We start from the raw sequence: 22,028 nt of genomic DNA on the forward strand, positions 1-22,028 counted from the left end.
CTATATTTCGTTATCTTAATGCTTATTTTGTTTCCAGCATTTTACTGTTCTTTAATTCTTCATTTGCCTTTTCTACATTCATCTGTGACATAATAAAAGTAATGATTACACAAATCACAACTGGAATCCACAGATACATAGTATGAAGCATGCTAAGGCAGGAATCCGGCTGTACAGCAAGTGAACTGTTAAAGTGGCTGAATTCCAGAAGCCAGCCTGTAATCGCAGTTCCAAGTCCTCCTCCAAGTTTCACACCAAGGGAAGTACAGGAATACATGGTTCCGTCTACACGTTTATGCTTTGTCAGATAAGTATACTCTGAACAGTTAGCAATCACCGCATTCATATCACCCTGCCATGGTCCCATACCAAATGCAGCAACGGCTGTAAAGGCAATCATAAGCGGTACGCTTCCTATATAAGCAGCAACTACTACAAGGGCACGTCCAATGGTTCCAATGGCATATCCAACCAGATTCAGCTTATATAACCCTTTCCATTTTGCTACTAAAGATGGTGTAATAACCAGTGCAATGATTAACGGGATATTGATTGCCCAGGAAAATACCGGGAACAGATCCTCGTTTTTCAATACATACATCATGTAATAAATACCCATACTGAGCATTGCGGAATAAATCTGCTGCAGAATGTAGGTTACGCAGATCATAATATAAAATCTGTTGGAAAATAACAGTTTTGCAGCTTCAATAAGGCTATATTTTTCATCTACTGCGCTTGATGCATCTTCGTTTAAGACTTCTTCTGGAAGCTCTTTTACAGATAATGCAGAAACTGTATTTATAATAAGTCCAATGATGGCATAAATGATTGCTACAATTCTCCATCCAGCAGCTCCCCCTCCCATAATCTCAACAAACTTGATAGTAACAGACTGGATCAAAAGACTGGTAGAAAATGCAAAGATAAAACGGTAAGATCCCATTTCTACACGTTCTTTGCTGTTTTTGGTAATCAGAGCTGTAAGAGCTGAATATGCAATGTTATTTGCTGTATAGAACACTGCATTTAACAGGGAATATGCAATAAAGAACCATGCATACTGCGCTGTCTGTCCAAGACTTTCCGGAATTGCAAATACACCGATCAAAGTAACTGCACAGCCGATATAACCATACAGCATCCAGGGTTTTGCTTTTCCCATTTTTGTTTTTGTCTTATCAATCATAGAGCCGAAGAAAATATCGGTCACTCCATCAAACAGTTTTGATACTGCAATCAATGTTCCTACAATACCCGGGTTCAATCCAACAGTATTGGTCAGATAGAGCATTACGAAGGTGGAAAGGAATGCATATACCACATTTCCAGCCACATCTCCGGAACCGTATCCGACTTTGTTGTACCATTTCAAATATCTTTTTTCTTCCATGTTTTCCTTCTCTTTCTCCTGTTTTTTCAGGTTTATTTTCGTACTTCCTTAATCCGAATATGATTATATCTTTATCTTTCCCAAAATTACATAAACAACATTTAACAAAACATGCACAAAATTGTAGAATTTTAAAAAATAGAACATTTCATGATAAAAAATGCGTTCATTTATAACATAAGGTCAATTATTCAAAAAAATAAGAGGGCTGCATCTTACAGCTCTCTTATTTTAAATATACATCCTATTCTTCATATCCCTGCGGATTATTAGACTGCCATCTCCAGGAATCTTCACACATCTCACGGATACCGTTTTCTGCTTTCCAGCCAAGCTCTTTTTCTGCCTTAGATGCATCACAATAACAAGTTGCAATATCTCCGGCTCGGCGAGGTTTGATCACATATGGAATTTTCACACCAGTTGCAGCTTCAAAATTCTTTACAATATCAAGAACACTATAGCCCTTTCCGGTTCCCAGATTGTAAATCGCAAGCCCAGGATTTTCCTCGATTTTCTTAAGCGCTTTTACATGCCCCTTTGCCAGATCCACAACATGAATATAGTCTCTTACACCAGTTCCATCCGGAGTATCATAATCATTTCCAAATACACCAAGTTCCTTCAGCTTACCAACTGCTACCTGTGTAATATATGGCATAAGGTTATTGGGAATGCCATTTGGGTTCTCTCCAATTGTTCCACTCTTATGTGCGCCAATTGGATTAAAGTAACGAAGAAGCATAACATTCCATTCTGGATCTGCTTTCTGGATATCGGTAAGTACCTGCTCCAGCATGGATTTTGTCCAGCCATACGGGTTCGTACACTGTCCCTTTGGGCACTCTTCTGTAATCGGAATCTGTGCCGGATCTCCATATACAGTTGCTGAGGAAGAGAAAATAATATTTTTTACATTATGTTTTCTCATTACATCAACCAGAGTTAAAGTGCCTGCTATGTTATTTTCATAATACTCCCAGGGCTTAACCACAGATTCTCCAACTGCCTTCAAACCTGCAAAATGGATGCAGGACTCAATAGTTTCCTTATCAAAAATATCATTTAAAGCATCTCTGTCCAGAATGTCTGCCTTATAAAACTTCACTGGTTTTCCTGTGATTTTTGATACTCTGTCCAGTGCTTTTTCACTTGCATTGCTTAAATTGTCCAGTACCACAACATCATATCCTGCATTCTGAAGCTCCACTACCGTGTGGCTTCCAATATAACCAGCACCACCTGTAACTAAAACTGCCATAATGATTCCTCCTGAACGGTTTTTTCTTTTATTATAGTCTGATTTTTGTAAAAACATATGGACAAAGTTTTAGAAAATATGGAGAAAATGCCACGATTTCTTGTCTGTTTTCTTAATTGCAAAAACTTATATTTTTATATATTTTTTTCTTGCTTTTTCCAATAATCTGCTATATACTGCCCCATGTAAAGTAATGCAGAGTAAATTCATGAGCGTAAAGTGCCTTCCGGATGGAGAGTTGCCGGAGGACGAAAAGAGAAATCTTGCGGTTCGTGGATTGCTTCTCGCTGCAACAGAAGATAAATATGAATCCATAAATTATCTCCTATTGTGAGCGAAAAAAGAAAAGGAGGTAATTTTTTTATGGAGAAAACAAAGAACATGTTTCTCACCTCAGCCAAAGAGCTGAAAACCACTTCTACACTGGCAGTCTGTGCAATGCTTGCTGCCCTGGCACTGATTTTAAATTCAGTTGCTTCTATCAATATCGGTCCCTATGTAAAAATTGGATTTTCCGGTATCCCAAACCAGATTGCTGATTATCTGTTTGGACCCATTACCGGATGTCTGTTTGCCGGTGTGCTGGATATTGTGAAATTCTTTATCCGCCCTGATGGTCCATTTTTCTTTGGGTTCACCTTTAACGCAATGCTCGCGGCATTTATTTATGGATGTTTTTACTACAAACATAAGCTCACTTTCCGTCGCGTGCTGATTGCAAAACTGGTTGTCGTTCTGATTGTAAATGTTCTGTTAAATACCTTATGGCTGGACATGCTCTACGGAAAAGGATTCCTTGCAATCCTCCCAATGCGTACTGTAAAGAACTTGATCATGTGGCCAATTGATTCCTTTATCTTCTTTACCATCACAAGATTGATTGAACAGACAGGAATTTTTAATCTTTTTAGGAAACCGGCTGCCAACTGATTACATATATTTGAAAATATAAGATTTTAGTGAAATCAAATAAAAAACGCGAATACTCCAGTACTTAATAAGCCACTGATATTCGCGTTTCTTATTATCCTAACCACTTAAAAGAAGGATAGTATCTTACAACAGCTTTCCCCACAATCTGGTCAAATCGCACGATCTGAATCCTTATTTTTTCACCGACAGGTGTCCAGTCAGATTCTGCAGTGATTTCACCTGTAGTTCCATCATATGCGCTTTCTTCGGTTCCATAATCTTCATCCGTTTTATCTGCTGCGTCGGTATTTTCTTTCTGGTCTGTATCGTCTTGAAGCCTTACTTCTGTGGGACCTGCTGCCCCTCCGATAATTTGAGTTTCAACCGGCTCCTCTGCATCTGACGGATTTTCTCCCTCCAAAGTATCCTCTGGAACTTCTTCTACTTCTTCTGTAGTCTCACCAATTTCTACAAAATCGTCATCAACCCAGACAGTGTCTGCAGCAGCCATATAAGGTTCTCTGGTATAAAGCTGTAATTCCAGATAATCGCTGTCAATATCCGGGAGTAAAAGAACCGGACCGTCAGAATCCAGCTGATACATGCCCCAGAAACTGGTTTTAAAACTCCATTGAGATTTACCATCTGCTGAATTACTGCGCAGTTCATACTGTACCTGATTTCCTTTACTGTCTGTCCCCATAAGCATCATCTCATTACCATTATACAGCTTTTCCTCAAGTTCTTCCGGAATTTCTGCCGTAATTATACTTTGCAGTTTATTCATGGAAAAATCTGTTAATTTTACGGTTCCTTCTTCTGTTTTAACAGAAACATCTTCCAGCTTTTTATGAACTGTCTGTTTCATAAGCTCCGCATGGGGAATAGAAAAATCAAACTCAAACTTTGCAAAATAATCTTCGCCAAGATTTTCATTTTGATAGGCACCAAGTACCAAATGTACTTCCGGATTTTCTCCCAGCTCACCATCAAGGGAAAATCGGGATTCCAGAACAGCATCATAGACATTTTCATCCAGTCCAGTATTTAGCAAATCCTCATCCGAATACGGCAGATAGTGTCCGCTTTCGTATTCTTCAATTTTCTGTCCATTTATTGTAGTTTTCTGATAATCAATATCAAGCTGTGTATTGGCAAAGGTCCAGGCATCCTGGACATCATCCGTGCCCTTTTGCCCGGAAGATGTTTTTTCTGCATGCACCTTTGTTAACAGAACCCCATTATCCAGAACAACTTCTTTTAATGTTACAGTAATTCCTTTGTCTTCCTTAGCGGTATTCAACACTTCCGTATAAGATTCAATGCTTTTTGGGAAACCAAGGGTTTCTCCTATGGACAATGTAATATTTTTTATTGCAGCCTGGATATGTGGATTAGAAAAGATAACAGAACCCAAGGCGACGATCACACAGGCAGCTGCTGCTTTGCTCCACCCTTTCGGTCTCCGTTTTTCCTTTTTTTCACTCCATTCCCGCTCTGCTTCCTCTATATATTTCGGATCAATATTACCAAATTCTTTTGAAAAATCAAACTTTTTCATATGCGTCCTCCTTCTTTTTCCAACAGTTTCAACAGCTTTTTCCGGTTTCTGTATAAATTCATTTTCACGCTTCCCGCTGACATATGATGCCTTTTGGATATTGCAGAAACAGGATCTAAAAACCAATATCTTCGTACAAAAATATTTCTGTCCTTTGGAGACATTTCTTCCAAAAAAAGATTTATGATTTCCATCAGTTCTTTTTCCGCCAGCTGTTCTTCCACGGTATAAGTTACATTTAGCTGATCCATTTCCTCTATAACATCTACCATATGAACATCCGGGCGCTTGCCTGCAAACTTTTTCCTTAAACGGTCAATACTAAGATTTCTTGTAATCCGTCCGCAAAAGTGTGCCAATACAGGAGGATGCGTAGGAGGAATCTGTGACCATACTGAAAACCAGGTATCATTCAGACATTCCTCGGCATCTTCTCTATTCGCTAATAAATTCCAGGCAATCTTGTAGCAATAGGGATGATACTTAGTACTCAGTTCTATAATTCCATTCTCATCTCTTTTCAAAAACAGATTTATAATTTCATCATCATTCATTTACAGGTTGTCCTCCGGGTTTCTTTAAGATAAAAGTCACTGTTCATAATCTGACCAGCAACAGATAAGGCGCCTTTTTGAATAAAAAAATTTCCATTCATATTATATATCGTAAAAAATAGTGGATGGTAACAAAAAAATTTAATTCTTTTCAGTTGAGATCCAAACTACAGTTTTGGTTTTCAGAAGATTACCTTTTAGGGGTAAAAATAATGAAAAGCAGCCGATATTCTCATTTTATATATCATGAGATACCGGCTGCAACTGCTGTTATAAAATATTTTCTTGTTCTGTAGTTTTGTACTTCATACTACAGCATTCATTATAATCACGGTCAGAATACGTCCTATAAACTGTCCACAAAACGCATAAAATCTTCTCTTCCTTTTGGTGTGCATTTATAAACTCCGGCATCTTCCAGCACATGTACAAACACCAGTCCTACTTCTTTTTGAAGAATTGCTTGAATGTTCTCTGCATTAATATCCGGATATTTTTTCAGCAATTCTTTCACCCACTCCTCATGCTTTGCTATTTTTTCATTTGAAGAAATATCTTTTCCAGATAAAATGTATTCCTCTAAAAGCTCCAGCTCTTCTTTTAATCGGGCCGGAAGAACTGCAAGCCCCATTACCTCGATCAGTCCGATATTTTCCTTTTTAATATGATGGTACTGTGCATGTGGATGATATACACCAAGTGGATGTTCTTTCGTCGTAATATTATTGCGAAGTGTCAGATCCAGCTCGTATACATCTTCCACTTTACGGGCAATTGGGGTTATGGTATTATGTGGCTCTCCGTCCGTATTGGCAAATACAAAGGCTGCTTCATCTGTATAGCCTCTCCATGCCTGCAGCACATGTGTTGCAAGGTCAATCAACCGTTCTGGATTTTTATGACGGATACGGAGCACTGATAACGGCCACTTTACAATTCCCGCTTCCACATCCTCAAATCCAGGAATGGTCACATGCTTTTCAATCGGTGCCTTAGCCATTGCGAAGGTATAATGTCCTCCCTGGAAATGGTCATGGCTTAAAATAGAACCGCCTACAATTGGAAGGTCTGCATTGGAGCCCAGGAAATAATGTGGAAACAGTTTTACAAAATCAAACAGCTTCACAAATGTGTTCCGTTCAATCTTCATGGGGGTGTGACAGGAATTAAACACGATGCAGTGCTCGTTATAATATACATAGGGTGAGTACTGGAATCCCCATGGGCTGTCATTGATCGTAATCGGAATGATCCTGTGATTCTGTCTTGCCGGGTGGTTGACTCTTCCGGCATAGCCTTCATTTTCCGGACAAAGAAGACATTTCGGGTAGCTTCCGGATTTTACATTTCTGGCTGCTGCGATTGCTTTTGGATCCTTTTCCGGTTTTGAAAGGTTGATGGTAATATCAAGTTTTCCATATTCACTGTCTACTGTCCATTTCTGGTCTTTCTTTACCCTGTAACGACGAATATAATTGCTGTCCTGACTCAGTTTATAAAAATAATCCGTCGCTGCTTTTGGATTCTCCCCATATTTTTTCCAGAACGTTGTCTGTACTTCTGCAGGTCGTGGCATGAGGCAATTCATCAGTCTGGTATCAAACAGGTCTTTATAGACAACACTGTCTTCAATCAATCCCCGATCAATTGCCTCTTTTAACAGTTCATCCAGAACCTTCTCAAGTTCAATGTTCTGAAATTCCTGTTCCGGTGCAGTGTAATCATCCTCGTAAAATACATCCAGCAGAAGATTTGTTGTGTAATTTCTCTCACATTCTGGTATCAGTCCCGTCTCGACTCCATACTGTACCAGTTTTGCAATACTCTCACTCAGCATATTTTTATCCTCTCTTTTCTATATGATTTCATTTTGCAGAACAAACTTTTCTCTGTACAGATTCCGGTATTCTCTTGGTGTCATTTTGTAGCGTTCCCTGAAAACCCGGTTAAAAGTCCGCTGACTTTCAAATCCTGCATCCATGGAAATGTCCGTAATGCTTTTGTCAGTACACTCTAAATGAACACAGACATAGTTTAATCTCTGTTCATTTAAATATTGGTTAAAATTTCTATGAAAAGTTCCGGAAAAGACACGCGAAAGTGTAAATTTACTTACTCCCATATCTCTTGCCATCTTTTCCAGGGACATTTCTTCTTTAAAATGTTTTGCAATATAGGAGACCGTCTGATAAATGATATCATTGCTCTCCACGCTGCTCTTTTCCTGTAAGTTAAATGCCGGGATACTTCTGGCCAAAAGGATCTGCACATAAGCCTGTTCCACAACAAGGTTAGGATTTTGCTCCTTTTTATCGAGCTTCAGGCACCGAATTGCATTTACAATATCCCGGTGGACCTGCGGCTTTTTAATTACAGGATTTTTCGGACAGTATTTCTGCATAACAGAAGCAAATTGTCCGCAAAGTATGGGCTGCGCCCACAGATAACATGCCTTATTATTCTCTCCTGAAAAGACCTGGCAGTGATGGATCACTTCCGGAAAAAGGACTGCAAAATCACCTTCCTCCATGTGAAAGAGTTCCTGGCCCATTCCAAGCTCCAAGCATCCTTCTGTAAGATAGATGAATTCAACTGAATTGTGCAGATGAGGGGATTCATGTCTGGCAATGCGGGAATGTAAATGCAGGTTTTCTTTTTTCTCTTCATAAACCGGAAACATAATTTCTCTCCTCTGCAAATTTTGTCTGTTTTTTCTTTTCATTTGGCACGTAATCCGCTTTCAGGTGATCTATAATGCACTTGTAAGTTAAGAAAAGAGGTGAACGAAATGAAAAATTTAAAAGCTTATATCTTATATGTGATGAATTTCTACGCAAACTATTATAAAGTTTGCCGCTAATGCCAGAAGAAAATTCCGGTATTCGGCCGGATTTTCTTCTGCATAAACTATCACATCCGCTTTTTATTAGTATAACCAACTGATGAACCCCTGTACATGAACAGGATTCTTTAAAATATAGACAAAATGATACAAAAAAAGATATGCTGCAAAAAATGACTGTATTTCCTGCCTCATATCTTTCCTTAATCCAATGACAGACAGCCCGAAAATATCGGGCTGTCTGCTTTTTAGATGGTATCAATCAGATCACTTCCACTAATGATCTGGCTCCAGCGGTTTTCACGTTTGTCCGCATTTTTCTCAAAGTATGGAAGTCGCGTTTCTTCCAGTTCCTCCAGGCATGGGATGCCTCCATCCAGATACTTTTTTGTTCTCCGGATGGTGCTGTTAAGTCTGGTAATCACAGCTCCAAGTTTCACATCCATCAGTTCGTAGCCAAAGGGCTTTGCCTCTGACATCCACAGGTCTTCTCTTAAGACCTTCATTTCTTCTAAATTCTGAATGGTCTCCGGAATTTCTTTTTCGCAGATTTCTTTTAAAGCCAGCAACTGTTTTTTATCATAAGCTGCTTTCATACGGACACCAAGGTCTGCCTTATCTGCCAGCACTGCTGCCAGCTTTTCATAATAGGCAAATAGAGCAGCATATTCCGGGGAATTCTCCTGGCAGATTTCCATCATCTTCTTTAATTTCTTATAGTAGGCACCAGTGTCAACGCCGCTCTTCACCACCTCCTGATCAAAAATCCCTGCCAGGGGATCCTGATATAGAAGATATTTGGATGGATTCTGTGCTTCCTGGTTTGCCTTTCCATTTAAGAACAATGAGTCGAAAGCATCCAAAGCCATAAAATCTTTCAGATTTCCACCCACACACTCCTTAAACTCTTCTTCTAATACTTTTTCATTGTATTCCAAATGGAAGCCAAGATGTGCAAACAGCGCCACGCCTGGCCATACCGCATCTACCGGAGTTTCTGCGCCATTATCCATCCATGCGGTACAAAGCACCTCTTTCATCAGATATTTTTTGCAGGTCTGAAGGGCAGCCTTTGTGCAGGCAAATGTCTTGGAATAATTTGGTGCGATTCCATTCCAGATCCAGGACCCTCCTGCAAAGATCACATCATCGGATAACTGCTTGTGAATATTCAGCATCTTTTCATAGGATTTCTCATCATCATGATAATAATCCCAGTATACCAGACCAAGCCCCTTTTCCGGCTTTTCCCAGGAAGAGCAATCTGCATCAGCAGGTACTTCGTAATATCCGCCGTTTGTATTGGCTGTGATGTACATGTCGCTCCAAATCATAGGCTCCAGGCCAAGCTTCTTGCAGATGGCAAGCACACGTTTGCAATGCTCCCGTATAAGAACAGAACCTTTCTCATAACCGTTTTCTTTTAGGTATTTTCCAAGTCCCAGAAGAACAGCTTCATCCATGCCAAGATGTACCCGGCGTGTAGAAAACGCTTTCTTTACACTCTGAAGGAGCTCCTCAATAAATGTGTAGGTTTCTTCTTTTCCCACAATAAGAACATCCGTGGAATCCTTAATTTCATTTTTACCCGGCCACTTCAGAGCATTATGCAGATGCGCCAGTGTCTGAATGCAGGGAACCAGCTCGATTCCAAACATGGAAGCGTATGCATCCATCTCCTGGATTTCAGCTTTTGTATAGCGTCCGCGGTAGCTGCCGAAATAGGGTTCTCCCGGTACTTCGTAGGTATCTTCTGTATATAGCATCAGTACGTTCATTCCCATTTTGGCAAGTGTCCGAATGACAAATTTTACTTTTTCTACTGTAAACACAGCATTTCTGGAGCAGTCCAGCATAAATCCGTTCCGTTCAAAATATACCGTTTCCTGATTTTCATATGTATCTGTGTCTAAATGATGCAGCACCTGGTTCAGTCCCCTATAATAATGGGCTGATTCTTTACAAGTAATCTGAACCTGGTTTCCCACCCGTTTTGCAGTGAGCTGTGGATTCTCGTTAAATTCAACCCTTACTTCCAGGTTCTCCGGAATCTGCTTCATCTCTTCCAGTAATGCCTCTGTTCCCGCCTTTAGTTTTTCACATCCCATAACTGAAGGTGCAAACGAAATCTTCATAGCCTTTTTTCTCCTTTTGCCGTTACGTTCTAGTAAATCTGCTTTAGTATATACCAGCATGTTTCTTTTTGTCTATGAACAGAATAATTGGAAATATAGACAAAATGAGAGGCCAGATCAGATTTATTCTGCCCGGCCTACCTTTTCTTCATTTTTTCATTGTCAATCAGATCATAACTCATATCCAGAAAGTCAAGTATCCTGGCTTCTCCCACAGAATCATCCAGTAAAACACTGATCCAGTGCTTTTTGTTCATATGATATCCAGGCAAAAGACCATAAGTCTGTGTGATCAGACTAACCATTTCGGGATCACATTTCACATTCATGATATCGACTTTGCCTTTTTCTCGTAATCCGAGATATTTTCCCTCTACGCACATAAACACAGCATACCATTTCCTGTTTCTGTGTCTGAGTACAGCAGAATTTGGATCTCTTTTGCAAAGATATTCTGGCTCTGTCCCGTACTGCTCTTTTACGTACTTATAAATTGCTTCTTTTGTCAAAAAACTTTCCCCCATTTACGATTATCAATCTCGAACGAAATATAAGTTCATTATAAAGAGGGTGATTAGTCGTGTCAAGAGTTTCGCCGGAAAGAACGCCTTTATAAAGTAGTAAGAAATTTTTCAAAGTAAACTCAACACCCCGTTGCATTTACTTTGAAAGATGCTACTGTTGCATTGAAAAAGTACATTGAAGAACGCAAAGCTGACTACGAAGAGAAAGGATGATTCAAATGCCCAGACCCCAAAAAGACAACTATCCATTGTCGCTGAGAATAGATAATCTTCTGCGCAAGATCATGCACACAGTATAAATCCTGTTTTTATTTCATATAAACTATACAATTTCTCGCATTCCGTACATATCCATCCTGCTTCGCCTGTGTATAGCGGATATTTTCGGTTCTCACAGTATTCTGCTTCATAATTTCTTATTAATTCCACAAGGTTCTTGATATCTCCCATCTGCGCAGCAGCCATTCCTGTCATTGCCCACAAAAAGCCATTTCTTTTTTTATTCAGCTTCTGCCACTGAAACATTTCCGTAAACTGATCATATAATATCTTTTGCTTTTTCTTCTCTTTTACTGGAAATTCATAGATCAGAGGATAAATCTGAGCAACTCCTTCCGGATAAAATTCCTTCTGGTGATAAAGATCACTGTTTTCAATAATTCTCCATCTTTGATTTGCATCATCCCAGAATGTCTTTTCTATCTGTGCCTGTAGTTTTTTACGAATTTCACTGATTGCCTGCGTATCTTCCAGCCCTGCAAGTTCCAATTCGTACAGGCCTTTCCATACTTCCAGATTATCCATCAGATAAACTGTTGTATTTTCTTCTGAGACCTGTGTAATTCCATCCTGCATCAGGCTTTGAATCTTTTTTAATGCAAGGCTGATTCCCTTTTTCCAGTATTCCGGCAGATCTGTACTTTCTGTCTTTTCCAGATATTTTCCCATAAGAAAAAGATACATACCAAGATACCCGTCTTCGGAATCAGCCTTTTCTTTATAAATAAGTTTCCCACTCTCTTTCCTGTAGATTCCCATTTTACCATCTGTTTCCAGCAAAATCCCGGTATGCCAGTCCAGATAACTGCCAACAGCTTTTTTCTCTGTTTCAGTAATGGGGTAATTCTTGGTTTCTGCCAAAAGCCCCAGTGCAGCCATACATGCAAAGTACGGATTAACATCTCCGGCTTTACTTCCATTCATGTAAAATTCACCCTCAGGGCCCTGATTCTCAAGAATCCACTTTTTTTCTCCGGTCAGGACTGTTTCCAGCCATTTCTGCCGGGCAGATATTTCTTTTCTCAGGTTCTGATAATAAATGAACATAAGTGAAATCCCCACAGTTATGCAAAATATAATAAGTTTCATCGCGTTCTTTCGATGTTTCACTTTTCTTCTGCATTGGTTGTGTTTATGCTCATGCATCTATATCCTCCAGGATTTTTCTGATTTTAATACTTGCAGTCCCATCACCATAAGGATTTCTGGCCTCACTCATCCTCCTATAAAGCTCCGGCTCTGTAAGAAGCTGCCTGCATTCTCTGTAAATATCCTCCATCTTCGTGCCTGCAAGCTTTAAGGTTCCTGCTTCCACACCTTCCGGACGTTCTGTTGTATCTCGCATGACCAGTACAGGTTTTCCCAGTGCAGGAGCTTCTTCCTGGATTCCGCCACTGTCAGTCATAATCAGATAACTGGCTTTCATCAGGTTATGGAATTCTACCACATCCAGTGGCTCAATCAGATGTATTCTCTCACATCCACCGAATTCCTCATCGGCGATTTTTCTGACCTGTGGATTCAAATGTACAGGATAAATAACCTTCACATCTGTAAATTCCTCCACGATCCTGCGTATAGCCCGGAACATATCACGCATGGGTTCTCCCAGATTCTCCCTTCTGTGTGCTGTCACAGCAATCAGTCTGCTGCCTTTTGCCCATTCTGTCTCCGGATGATAAAAATCTTTTCGCACCGTATAGTGCAAAGCATCAATTCCTGTATTTCCTGTGACAAAAATCTGCGCTGGATCCTTACCCTCTTTCAGCAGTGCATCCGCTGCTTTCTGAGTCGGTGCAAAATGCAGGCTGGCAGTAAGTCCAATGGCCTGCCTGTTAAATTCTTCCGGATAGGGAGAGTTCATATTATAAGTACGAAGTCCCGCTTCCACATGTCCTACCGGAATCTGCTGATAAAATGAGGCCAGAGATGCGGCAAATGCGGTAGACGTGTCTCCATGGACCAGCACAATATCCGGTTTTTCTTTTCTCAGGATTTCCCTCATTCCGGTAAGGATGGCCGTTGTCACATCCGTAAGATCCTGCCCTTTTTTCATGATTGCCATATCATAATCCGGAACCACTTTAAAAATATCCAGAACCTGCTTCAACATTTCCCTGTGCTGTCCTGTGACACACACCAGAGTTTCCAGTTTTTCACTTTTTTTCAGTTCAAGAACAAGAGGGCACATTTTAATTGCCTCCGGTCTTGTTCCAAAAATCACCAGTACTTTTTTCATTCTTAATTTTCTCCCAGTTCTTTATCCAGATACGCAAGTCTTTCGCGGATAGTATCTGTCAGCTGCTTCATAGCATCTTCATAACTTCCGATATCCCTCGACGTTCCGGCTTTGTTTTTTCCTACCAGCAAATTCTCCTCAAAAGAATATCCCCACACTTTAAAGTTTCTGTCCACAGCATCTCCCAGTTCCTCTTGATAAGATGCTATTTTGTTATAGATATATTCATCGGAGAGAGTCGTTTTTCGTAATTGTCTATATCTTTCACAGACATGTTCTCTGAAGGTTTTATCCTGCCACAGCCTTTCAAACCATGAATTCTTCACAGTATAAAGTACATCTGTTTCTGTACGAAACCACTGATAATTATCAAATCCATTGTTAAAGTCCCATACAGCAAGCTGTAGCTTTCCTCCCAGTTCTTTATACACATAAGTAGAAAGATTACCAGCATCATAATTCATGGCAAATTCATTGATAATAAAATAATCCACCCAGTTATCCATGTCTATATATGCCTGATAGCCGATTCTTTTGTTATTGAAATTCTTCCCATATAAAATCTGTTCAAATTCAGAGATATCATTTTTTATATATTCTTTTTGTTTTTCCGTTATTTTATTTTCTGATGGATATCTTATATACAGAGCGTTATATGTATAACCTTCCGTCTTACCCCAGGTTTCCAGTGCTTCAGCTCCTGTATCAATTCTGTCTCTGTTTACAACATATGCAGTTTCTCCGGACAACAAACCAAATTCCGAGAGACGCAGTCTGCTTTCTCCATTTGTTACAGGTTCCACTGCCAGATAAACTCCCTGATATTCTCCATCAACAAATAGTTCCACGAATCGGGTGTCTGGAGCCCATCCATTTAATTCCCCTGCCAGATCATATACCAGTTTATTCCTGATCAGTGTCTTATCAAGATAAGGACCATTTAACACCCATTCACTGTTTGCTCCCATTCCTGCAAGTGACACTTTTTTTGCACTGTCTTTTTCATTTTTATAAAATTTAATGCGATACTGCTTTTTATCAAATTTGCTATAAGAAGATGCTCCTCTGTATTTGATCGTAGCACGGTATATCGAATTGGGGACAGAGAAAACAGATTGCTCCTCTCCGTTCCTATCCAGCAGAGCAATATTTCCCCAGATCACATTCTCCTTCAGGATCTGCTGCCCCTTCGTATTCATATAGACTACTGGAAATGTAGTAGAAAATTTTCCCAGATCATAGTATTCCAGCAGCTCCTCGTCCGGCGCAGCCCACTCCTTCATTTCTTCTTTCGTGATAGCTGTTTTCTTTTTTTCCTTTGACTTATTTTCTGACTTTACAACAAAATTTCCCACAATGGATATTCCACAGAGAACTGTTATCATCAGAATACACAAAAGGATACGCCTTATCCTTTTCATAGCAACACCTCTCAGTCAGTCAGCCTTTTTACTGCGAAAGTTCATCCTTCTGGTCAACTATATTTACCCTTTTCACACCGTCGATTTTGATCAGTTTCTCTGAAATATCCATCTGATTTTCTTTTGCAGCTTTATACAGAATTCCCTCTCCGATAGAATAAACCAGTTCAAAGCTGTTTTCTGTAACATTTCTCATAGAAACATGTACCTTTCCTGCAAAAAAGGTATCCACTGCTGCCTCTGTTTTATGTAAGCATTCAGGTTTTCCCTGAACAACCAGCAGCTTATTACAGGATGTGAAGCCCTTTCTTGTAATAATAAGAAAAAGAAGTAAAAAAGCGGAACCAATAACAATAAGCGCATACTGAGACACACCGCAGCCAATGCCTGCCGCAATTGCCCAGAAAATATAAGTGGCATCTCTTACATCCTTTACAGCTGTACGAAATCTTATGATAGAAAGAGCACCGACCATACCAAGGGACAATGCAATATTATTACTGATAATGCTCATGATCATAGCTGTGATGATGGTGATCGATCCGATTGAAATATTAAATTTCCTGCTGTATGCAGGTCCTGCATAAGAAATTTTATAAGTAAACATGATAAAAAAGGCAACGATCAGTGCGATCACATTATTCATTAAGATTACAGTCACACTCAGTGCTTCTGTATTTGTCAGATTTTCTACGATAAATTCTCTCATATTTCTCTCCAATCCCGGCATCCGGTTTACTATCGGTCTCCGGTCTGCCGTATGTAAAACTTACAGTCACATCATTCTGGCTCTGGAATATTTGCTGTGGCTGGTTGACAGTTCATCCGCTTCTTTCAATGTCTCAGCGATCATATCCGGCAGGAATCCTGTGTATTTTACTTCCATCAGTACCTGTTCTGTACTGCCCAAAGCATCTGTTCCAACCTCCTCAAACAGCCCATATGGATATAAAGCCCCTCTGATGTCCGTATCAAAAGTGATCCTTACATCACCTGCAGGATAAGCAAATGCCAGCCTCTGATAATCTATGATCGTCTTTGGGCGATAACAGCCCTGTGTGATCCGCAAATATAATCTCATAGCCAGCTCTGTTTCACATTCCAGAAGAAATGACGCATCTCCCTGTTCCATCCGAAGTGCCTGTTCACGACTGACAGGTATGGAATATTTCACTCCGTCAGATCCGTTTTTGCATTTAAACTCCAGCTTTGCAGATAAATCACTCAGTGAATAAATTCTTAAACGGATCTTCCTTTTTTCATACATTCCATCCAGATTATCCCATAAATCCTGATCGTCTATGGAATCATAGTACTGAGATCTGATAAAATATCTGCCATTTTCTCCATGGATATCTCTTTCCATAATGCCATCCAGCTTCTGTTGAAGAATCAGGGCCTCTCTGCGGCTGATCAGATATTTGATTTCCTTACGAAAAACCGTTTCCAAATCTTACGCCCCCTTTCTGATTTTCGTTCAAACAGAACGATCTGGAGCAGGAGTCCGCATACTGTCAGCAAAACCACATATCTGGCTCCCGTCTCATGAAGAAGAAACATTCCTGCTGCAATAGAAGAAAGGATTGCTCCTTCCAGAGGAAAAAAGGCTGCTGCAGCTGCAGCTCCTGCAGCGAAAATAACTGCAGCCCACCAGAACGGATAACACATCCATACAACTGCCGCAGCAGTCATAGCAGACAGGATCATGGAATCTGCTGTTTTCCACTTGAATGCCATATATCCCATCAGGCATCCAAGTATCGTAAATGCAGTTACGATCGTCCCCCATCCGGTTTTTCCATTCATAACAGTACACAATACAATCGTCACTCCCCAGAACATTATGAAGGAAACGATCAGACGGTACACCTTAGCTCCTGCAAAAACAAGCAGAATCCCCAGGAACAGAAATAGCATTCTTTCTGTGTTTCCGCTTATAGGAAGCTTGTCTGCGCTTCCTGTTTTTTCCATAAACAGGTCAGTTCCCTTAAGAATCAGCTCCGACATCAGGCATTCCCTCCTTCCTTTAAAAGTGGATTCAATGCTCTCATATAGGATATATTTCCTGTTTCAGCAGCATCCTGTACCCATACAATATATTCTATATTATATTTTTCCAGTATTTCATCCAGATTCTGTATAAGATCTGCATCCTCATAAATATTAGACACATAAACCTTTTCAAAGATCTCTGAAAGATAAGAGATCATCAGCTTCCCTCTTGTATCTGCAATAAGAAGAAGATTTCCTTCTGTTTGTCCTTTTCCTCTTCCGTCAACTACACTATGCTCATAATCTGAACCAATGACTGCATGGCTTCCGGTGCTATTAAACTGTATCATTTGTCTTTTTAGTGTCTGCAGCTGCCCTTCTTTGTTTTCAAAGGTTAATTCTTCGCGATTGGGATTTGAACCATTGATATAAACATAGAATGGTTCCTTTTCCATGTTTTCTATATCTTTCTTAATTTCGTCTGTTGTACACTTTTGTAACGCTTCCAAAAGAAGGTTTCCCTCAAAAGCTCCAAAAACATACTCCCGATAAGCATCCAGGTTCTCCTTATTATATCCAAGTTCTCCCAAAAGCACCTGCGCCCCGTAAAATGCCCCACGCATTGTCCAGCTATTTTCAGTTCTGAAATAAATATATTCATACTGATGCTTCTCCAGTTCAGACAGCGGATTTAAAACTACAGAAGAATCTGAAAAAGAGGCTTCCAGTTTTTCTATAAAATCACTGTATTTTTCCTTCTCATTTTCATATCCGTTTTCAAATACTGCTCTTTCCGGTATCGGCATAATATAAGTATCTTTTCCACTCTTTTTCTGTAATGCTTTCATAATATCTGCAGCATATGAAATATGATCCTCAGAGATTTGATTAATATTAAAGATTCGGTCTGTGTAGATCACCTGGTCCTGTGTTTCCAGGATTTTGGTTATTGAAAGAGTCTGGTCATTTTTTAAGCCATAATTATTATATAAATCTCTTGTTTCCGGAACATATACGCTTTGCTGCTTAACACTCTGCAATTTTTCCATTCCATTCTGGAGGATCAGCATTCCGGCAGACATTACGATCAAAATAAGCAAAACAAGAAACAGTTCTGCGGTTTTATTCTTTTTCAACTGAATCCACCTCCCTGAACCTGATTCTTACTTTTGGACAATTTTTCTCCAGTTCTGCAATACCCGGCTGATTTTTTATTTTCTCTGATACAGAAATCTGTTCAAGAGAAATACAATCCCTGAATGCACTGACTCCCACATATTCCACACTGTCCGGCAGGTATACCTCTTTCAGATTCCTGCACCCGCGAAAAGCATGATCCCCTATTTTCTTTAACAGCGAGGTATCTGAAAATATCAGTTTGTTAACGGACACACATTCCGCAAATGCAGCTCCTTCAATCACAGTCAGGGAATCCGGAAGACTTATAAATTCCAGTGCATAACAGTTTTCAAAAGCTGATATCCCTACTGATTTCAGTGAAAGCTTTTCCATACTCTCCCATACTTTTAATACATGACAGTCAGCAAATGCATAGTCTTCAATAACAGAAACGCTCTCCGGCAGATACACCTTCTCAAGACTTCTGCATCCAAAAAACTGACTCTTCGGAATAACTGATGCACCTTCAGGAATAACTGCTTCTTTTGCATATATATCTCCCCGAAATCCCTGAAAATCAACATTTTCATATTCCGACAGATCATGGAAAGTAATCTTTTCTTCATGAACAGGTTCTTTTGGAAAACAATACTCTCCCAACATCTCCCTGTCTGATTTCAGGATTTTTCCGCCGCCCTCTGAAGCCACATATCCATAAACATAATTACTGCCATAAAATGTTATTGTTTCGCGGGCAATAACTGAAGCAATCTTATCCGGCTGACCTGCACTGGCACCTTCTTCAAATATAATGTTACCCTGTGTAAAAATGTTGCCAAGCACGGTTGAATTTTTTTCCAGAAGTATATCCTTCTCTGCGAAAATATTTCCAAGCACCGATGCGTTTTCCATGATTCTCACAGCCCCATCGCTGTGGATATCTCCCTGCAGGATAATGTCCTCTATCACCTTTATATTCCCACGGGAAATAAGCGTATACGGGACTGTCCCACTTTCCGTAACCATATCATCATCTATGTAATGCCTGTTATATTCATGACTGTTCACTACCGGCATACGAAATATCCTGGGATCACGTCCCTCCATAAACCGGTCAGGTTCCTCCGGACGTTGTCCCAGACGGATCACAGGTGCATACAGACTATGAAAAATATTATCAAAGCCTATCACAAGCTGTTCTCCACTTGATACCCTTTCACCCAGATCGCATCCATCATAAACTGCAACCGCATGTTCTGCGTCCGCCCATCTGAGAAGCCGGATCTTATTTCCAAAAAGCAGTCTTTTTTTGCTGTATACAGCCCGGAGTTGTATGTTCTCTTTCACAAACAACGCATCCTTTTCACTGTAGATTTCTTTTTGGAAATGTAAATCCCCTTGCTGCGGACAGAAGATGGTATTTCTGGCAATGACCAGATCTTCAATGTCAGGCTGCATAAACTCCTGGTTTCCATCTATTTCCAACACCTTTTCCTGTCTTGAAAGCATGATCATACCATTCTTCATTTCCGGAAGGGCTTTTTCCACCAGGGAAGAGAAGCTTCGGCCAAAATATCTGGCTTTTTTCACATAATCCTGCTTTATTTTCAGGATCTGCCCTTTTCTCGTCCAGAAATACAATACTGCGGCCAACAGAGGCATAGCGAACATACAGACAAAAATCAAAATCCATACTTTCATTTTTCAGCCTCCTTTTCCGTTTTCTGCACAGTAAACCGCACTGTTTTATCCCATTTCACACCTCTTCCGGTAACAGTATCTACCACTGCATCCCAGAAGCCCAGAGAGATATTCCACATGTAGAAGAAAAAGTTAAACATCATAAGAGGCAGAAGCAATGCCTCTCCGGGAAGTCCGTCTATGATCAGCGAGGTACCTATCTCAAAAAATGGTGCAAAATTTCCGAGGGAATTATAGATTCCCAAAAACAATATAACCCACCAGCCACTAAGCAGCTGCATTTCACCCAGGAAAAATAATCCAAGGGAAACTACCCAACCCAGAAGCAGAAATACCGGCACTGAATAGATAAAAAGCAGAAACAAGCCATCTATTTTCTGAAACAGTCCCATATAAGGAGTTGTGATCGTAGGGATCAGATAGCGGAACAATACTTCATTATGGCCTCTTGACCAGCGTCGGATCTGTCTGCCTCTCACATTCCAGCTTTCCGGAGACTCTTCATAACATTCTGCTGAATTAGCGTATACAACCTTCCAGCCATTGGTAAAAAGCCGATAGGTAAGTTCCGTATCTTCTGCCAGAACCTTTGGATTAAAGCCACCTGTTTCTAACAGAAAATCTTTGCGGAATCCCCCTACTGTCCCACCATACTGCGGAATTGTTTTCAGGTTATATCGTGCCTGCTGATCTACCTGATATCCTCCGGACCGTTCCAGATTAATAAGTCTGGTCAGCATATTTGTGTTGGTATTATACGGTATCACCCGCCCCATAACTGCACCTACCTGCGGATCCTCAAATCCAAGTGCAATCTGTTTCAGCATGTTTCTGGCAGGTCTGTAATCCGCATCAAATACAATGATGATTTCCCCTTTTGCCAGCTTCATTGCATCATTCAGACCTACCGGTTTTCCTCTGTCCGGACAGTCTCTGTGAAGGGGACGTATAAACTCATACTTTCTATGATATTCATCCAGCATTTCCCTTGTACGGTCTGTAGAATTATCATTGATCGGAATAATTTCAAGTCTGTCCCTGTCATACTCACATTTCAGCAGAGAATCCAGAACATTAGAAAGCACCTGTTCCTCATTATGCATAGGGATCAGTACGGAAATACTTTTCATCCTGTCGGTAAGAATATCATTGTAATAGAGGCGCTGCCTGCCCAGAAGTCTTACAATTGTAAAATAAAAATGTCTGGCTGTGTACAGAAGCATCAGGATAATCACAAAAATAGTATAACCTTTCATAATAGCTACGACCATTTCCATACCTCCCTTCCCTTCCTTGAATCGTAAACACCGATCATGCAGTTAACAAACACTGCATAAATCATAACCAGATATAAAAAGTCAAACATAGGACCTATCATAAAGTAGAAGAACGCCATATAGATCACAGAGAATCGGTACAACAGCCAGATAAAGATCACATAGCGAACAGTTCCAAATACAATGGAATACAGCATTACCGCAAGAAGTGTCAAAAGCTTATAGATCACTCCCCGGTCTCCTATAATTCCGGTAACTATAACTGTCATGACAAAAAACATCACCCATATGCCAACTTCCTGAAGCATATATAAATTTGAATAAACGGTTAAAGTATACGGAAAATATTTTTCCCCAAACACAAACCACAGACTGTTTATCAGATGAACCGCACTGCACAGGATCAGATAAATGGCAAGAGGGCGGCCCTTCCATGGAAGTCCTGCCAGCAGAATGATTGCCCCAAGAGAAATTCCTGTATTTATAAGGCTTATCTGTATTCCCGGATATACGGTTTCTGCACTGAGATAGCTGATTTTTCCAAACAGAGGATAAGCTTCTGAACGAATTCCTACATACATATGCGGTTCATATTTCTTTAAAACACCGGCACATATCTTACAGATCATCCTGGTCAGATCATCAATCTGAGTCCACATAAGCAGAAAACCAAGCAGGAGCAGTATGACAATATACAAAGTACATTTCTTTTTATCTACCTCAATTCTTCGATAGGTTCTGGTGTAATCAATTACTTTTTTTTCTTTCATAGCCCCCTCCTTTTTTCTGTTTCGCCACACAGCTCATAACCGGGAATC

At 40.1% G+C, this 22,028-nt stretch carries 19 protein-coding genes and 1 riboswitch; of the genes, 1 reads left to right on the forward strand and 18 read right to left on the reverse strand.

All coding sequences use genetic code 11. The annotated features are described in order from the left end of the window. Positions 1-22: 22 nt before the first annotated feature. Both LIQ05_RS01975 and galE read right to left on the reverse strand, forming a co-directional pair. Positions 23-1,393, reverse strand: a complete 1,371-nt coding sequence (locus LIQ05_RS01975; RefSeq protein WP_226818175.1) for an MFS transporter — start codon at positions 1,391-1,393, stop codon at positions 23-25. Positions 1,394-1,637: 244 nt separating this feature from the next. Continuing rightward, positions 1,638-2,654 (reverse strand): UDP-glucose 4-epimerase GalE, encoded by a 1,017-nt coding sequence (gene galE, locus LIQ05_RS01980; protein WP_226818176.1) that lies wholly within the window; start codon positions 2,652-2,654, stop codon positions 1,638-1,640. 194 nt (positions 2,655-2,848) lie between these two features. Then, positions 2,849-2,946: riboswitch (THF riboswitch) on the forward strand. A gap of 71 nt (positions 2,947-3,017) precedes the next feature. Between galE and LIQ05_RS01985 the strand changes: the two genes are divergently transcribed. Beyond that, positions 3,018-3,584: a folate family ECF transporter S component gene (locus LIQ05_RS01985; protein WP_118583984.1), complete on the forward strand. Its 567-nt coding sequence runs from the start codon at positions 3,018-3,020 to the stop codon at positions 3,582-3,584. Between the two features lie 94 nt (positions 3,585-3,678). Here the strand turns inward: LIQ05_RS01985 and LIQ05_RS01990 are convergent, their stop codons facing one another. The 16 genes from LIQ05_RS01990 to LIQ05_RS02065 form a co-directional block, all read right to left on the reverse strand. After that, a complete protein-coding gene (locus LIQ05_RS01990; RefSeq protein WP_226818178.1) occupies positions 3,679-5,127 on the reverse strand; it encodes a DUF4179 domain-containing protein in 1,449 nt (482 codons plus the stop codon). Then, a complete protein-coding gene (locus LIQ05_RS01995) occupies positions 5,124-5,681 on the reverse strand; it encodes an RNA polymerase sigma factor (protein ID WP_226818180.1) in 558 nt (185 codons plus the stop codon). Before LIQ05_RS01995 ends, LIQ05_RS01990 begins: the two co-directional genes overlap by 4 nt. Positions 5,682-6,027: 346 nt before the next feature. Beyond that, entirely contained in the window at positions 6,028-7,518 is a 1,491-nt protein-coding gene (gene galT, locus LIQ05_RS02000) for a UDP-glucose--hexose-1-phosphate uridylyltransferase (RefSeq protein WP_226818182.1), read from the reverse strand. Positions 7,519-7,536: 18 nt separating this feature from the next. After that, a complete protein-coding gene (locus LIQ05_RS02005; protein ID WP_021925437.1) occupies positions 7,537-8,361 on the reverse strand; it encodes an AraC family transcriptional regulator in 825 nt (274 codons plus the stop codon). A 410-nt stretch (positions 8,362-8,771) separates the two neighbouring features. Then, positions 8,772-10,658: a beta-N-acetylhexosaminidase gene (locus LIQ05_RS02010; protein ID WP_226818184.1), complete on the reverse strand. Its 1,887-nt coding sequence runs from the start codon at positions 10,656-10,658 to the stop codon at positions 8,772-8,774. 137 nt (positions 10,659-10,795) lie between these two features. Then, entirely contained in the window at positions 10,796-11,182 is a 387-nt protein-coding gene (locus tag LIQ05_RS02015) for an MmcQ/YjbR family DNA-binding protein (protein WP_416385972.1), read from the reverse strand. Positions 11,183-11,464: 282 nt separating this feature from the next. After that, positions 11,465-12,508 (reverse strand): hypothetical protein, encoded by a 1,044-nt coding sequence (locus tag LIQ05_RS02020; protein ID WP_226818188.1) that lies wholly within the window; start codon positions 12,506-12,508, stop codon positions 11,465-11,467. A 91-nt stretch (positions 12,509-12,599) separates the two neighbouring features. Continuing rightward, complete coding sequence (gene wecB, locus LIQ05_RS02025) at positions 12,600-13,700, reverse strand: non-hydrolyzing UDP-N-acetylglucosamine 2-epimerase (RefSeq protein WP_226818190.1); 1,101 nt, start codon at positions 13,698-13,700, stop codon at positions 12,600-12,602. A gap of 2 nt (positions 13,701-13,702) precedes the next feature. Beyond that, positions 13,703-15,121, reverse strand: a complete 1,419-nt coding sequence (locus tag LIQ05_RS02030) for a CotH kinase family protein (protein WP_226818192.1) — start codon at positions 15,119-15,121, stop codon at positions 13,703-13,705. Between the two features lie 28 nt (positions 15,122-15,149). Next, positions 15,150-15,830, reverse strand: coding sequence for a DUF4956 domain-containing protein (locus tag LIQ05_RS02035; protein ID WP_182437323.1), 681 nt, complete (start codon positions 15,828-15,830; stop codon positions 15,150-15,152). Between the two features lie 66 nt (positions 15,831-15,896). Then, positions 15,897-16,571 (reverse strand): polyphosphate polymerase domain-containing protein, encoded by a 675-nt coding sequence (locus LIQ05_RS02040; protein ID WP_226818194.1) that lies wholly within the window; start codon positions 16,569-16,571, stop codon positions 15,897-15,899. Then, positions 16,535-17,128, reverse strand: coding sequence for a hypothetical protein (locus tag LIQ05_RS02045; protein WP_226818196.1), 594 nt, complete (start codon positions 17,126-17,128; stop codon positions 16,535-16,537). Before LIQ05_RS02045 ends, LIQ05_RS02040 begins: the two co-directional genes overlap by 37 nt. Then, complete coding sequence (locus LIQ05_RS02050) at positions 17,128-18,249, reverse strand: DHHW family protein (RefSeq protein ID WP_226818197.1); 1,122 nt, start codon at positions 18,247-18,249, stop codon at positions 17,128-17,130. The genes LIQ05_RS02045 and LIQ05_RS02050 overlap by 1 nt, the downstream gene beginning before the upstream one ends. After that, positions 18,236-19,933 (reverse strand): leucine-rich repeat protein, encoded by a 1,698-nt coding sequence (locus LIQ05_RS02055; protein WP_226818199.1) that lies wholly within the window; start codon positions 19,931-19,933, stop codon positions 18,236-18,238. Before LIQ05_RS02055 ends, LIQ05_RS02050 begins: the two co-directional genes overlap by 14 nt. Next, on the reverse strand, positions 19,930-21,204 hold the full coding sequence (locus LIQ05_RS02060; RefSeq protein ID WP_226818201.1) for a glycosyltransferase: 1,275 nt from the start codon (positions 21,202-21,204) through the stop codon (positions 19,930-19,932). The genes LIQ05_RS02055 and LIQ05_RS02060 overlap by 4 nt, the downstream gene beginning before the upstream one ends. After that, a complete protein-coding gene (locus LIQ05_RS02065) occupies positions 21,195-21,980 on the reverse strand; it encodes a hypothetical protein (protein ID WP_226818203.1) in 786 nt (261 codons plus the stop codon). Before LIQ05_RS02065 ends, LIQ05_RS02060 begins: the two co-directional genes overlap by 10 nt. Positions 21,981-22,028 lie beyond the last annotated feature (48 nt).

Source organism: Blautia glucerasea (assembly GCF_020537505.1).
In the GTDB taxonomy this organism is placed as follows: Bacteria; Bacillota; Clostridia; order Lachnospirales; family Lachnospiraceae; genus Blautia_A.

Bases quoted from the DNA above. Each gene is read 5' to 3' on its own strand.
- LIQ05_RS01975 (WP_226818175.1), bottom strand. From the start codon at position 1,393: ATGGAAGAAAAAAGATATTTGAAATGGTACAACAAAGTCGGATACGGT.
- galE (WP_226818176.1), bottom strand. From the start codon at position 2,654: ATGGCAGTTTTAGTTACAGGTGGTGCTGGTTATATTGGAAGCCACACG.
- LIQ05_RS01985 (WP_118583984.1), top strand. From the start codon at position 3,018: ATGGAGAAAACAAAGAACATGTTTCTCACCTCAGCCAAAGAGCTGAAA.
- LIQ05_RS01990 (WP_226818178.1), bottom strand. From the start codon at position 5,127: ATGAAAAAGTTTGATTTTTCAAAAGAATTTGGTAATATTGATCCGAAA.
- LIQ05_RS01995 (WP_226818180.1), bottom strand. From the start codon at position 5,681: ATGAATGATGATGAAATTATAAATCTGTTTTTGAAAAGAGATGAGAAT.
- galT (WP_226818182.1), bottom strand. From the start codon at position 7,518: ATGCTGAGTGAGAGTATTGCAAAACTGGTACAGTATGGAGTCGAGACG.
- LIQ05_RS02005 (WP_021925437.1), bottom strand. From the start codon at position 8,361: ATGTTTCCGGTTTATGAAGAGAAAAAAGAAAACCTGCATTTACATTCC.
- LIQ05_RS02010 (WP_226818184.1), bottom strand. From the start codon at position 10,658: ATGAAGATTTCGTTTGCACCTTCAGTTATGGGATGTGAAAAACTAAAG.
- LIQ05_RS02015 (WP_416385972.1), bottom strand. From the start codon at position 11,182: ATGGGGGAAAGTTTTTTGACAAAAGAAGCAATTTATAAGTACGTAAAA.
- LIQ05_RS02020 (WP_226818188.1), bottom strand. From the start codon at position 12,508: ATGTTCATTTATTATCAGAACCTGAGAAAAGAAATATCTGCCCGGCAG.
- wecB (WP_226818190.1), bottom strand. From the start codon at position 13,700: ATGAAAAAAGTACTGGTGATTTTTGGAACAAGACCGGAGGCAATTAAA.
- LIQ05_RS02030 (WP_226818192.1), bottom strand. From the start codon at position 15,121: ATGAAAAGGATAAGGCGTATCCTTTTGTGTATTCTGATGATAACAGTT.
- LIQ05_RS02035 (WP_182437323.1), bottom strand. From the start codon at position 15,830: ATGAGAGAATTTATCGTAGAAAATCTGACAAATACAGAAGCACTGAGT.
- LIQ05_RS02045 (WP_226818196.1), bottom strand. From the start codon at position 17,128: ATGTCGGAGCTGATTCTTAAGGGAACTGACCTGTTTATGGAAAAAACA.
- LIQ05_RS02055 (WP_226818199.1), bottom strand. From the start codon at position 19,933: ATGAAAGTATGGATTTTGATTTTTGTCTGTATGTTCGCTATGCCTCTG.
- LIQ05_RS02060 (WP_226818201.1), bottom strand. From the start codon at position 21,204: ATGGTCGTAGCTATTATGAAAGGTTATACTATTTTTGTGATTATCCTG.
- LIQ05_RS02065 (WP_226818203.1), bottom strand. From the start codon at position 21,980: ATGAAAGAAAAAAAAGTAATTGATTACACCAGAACCTATCGAAGAATT.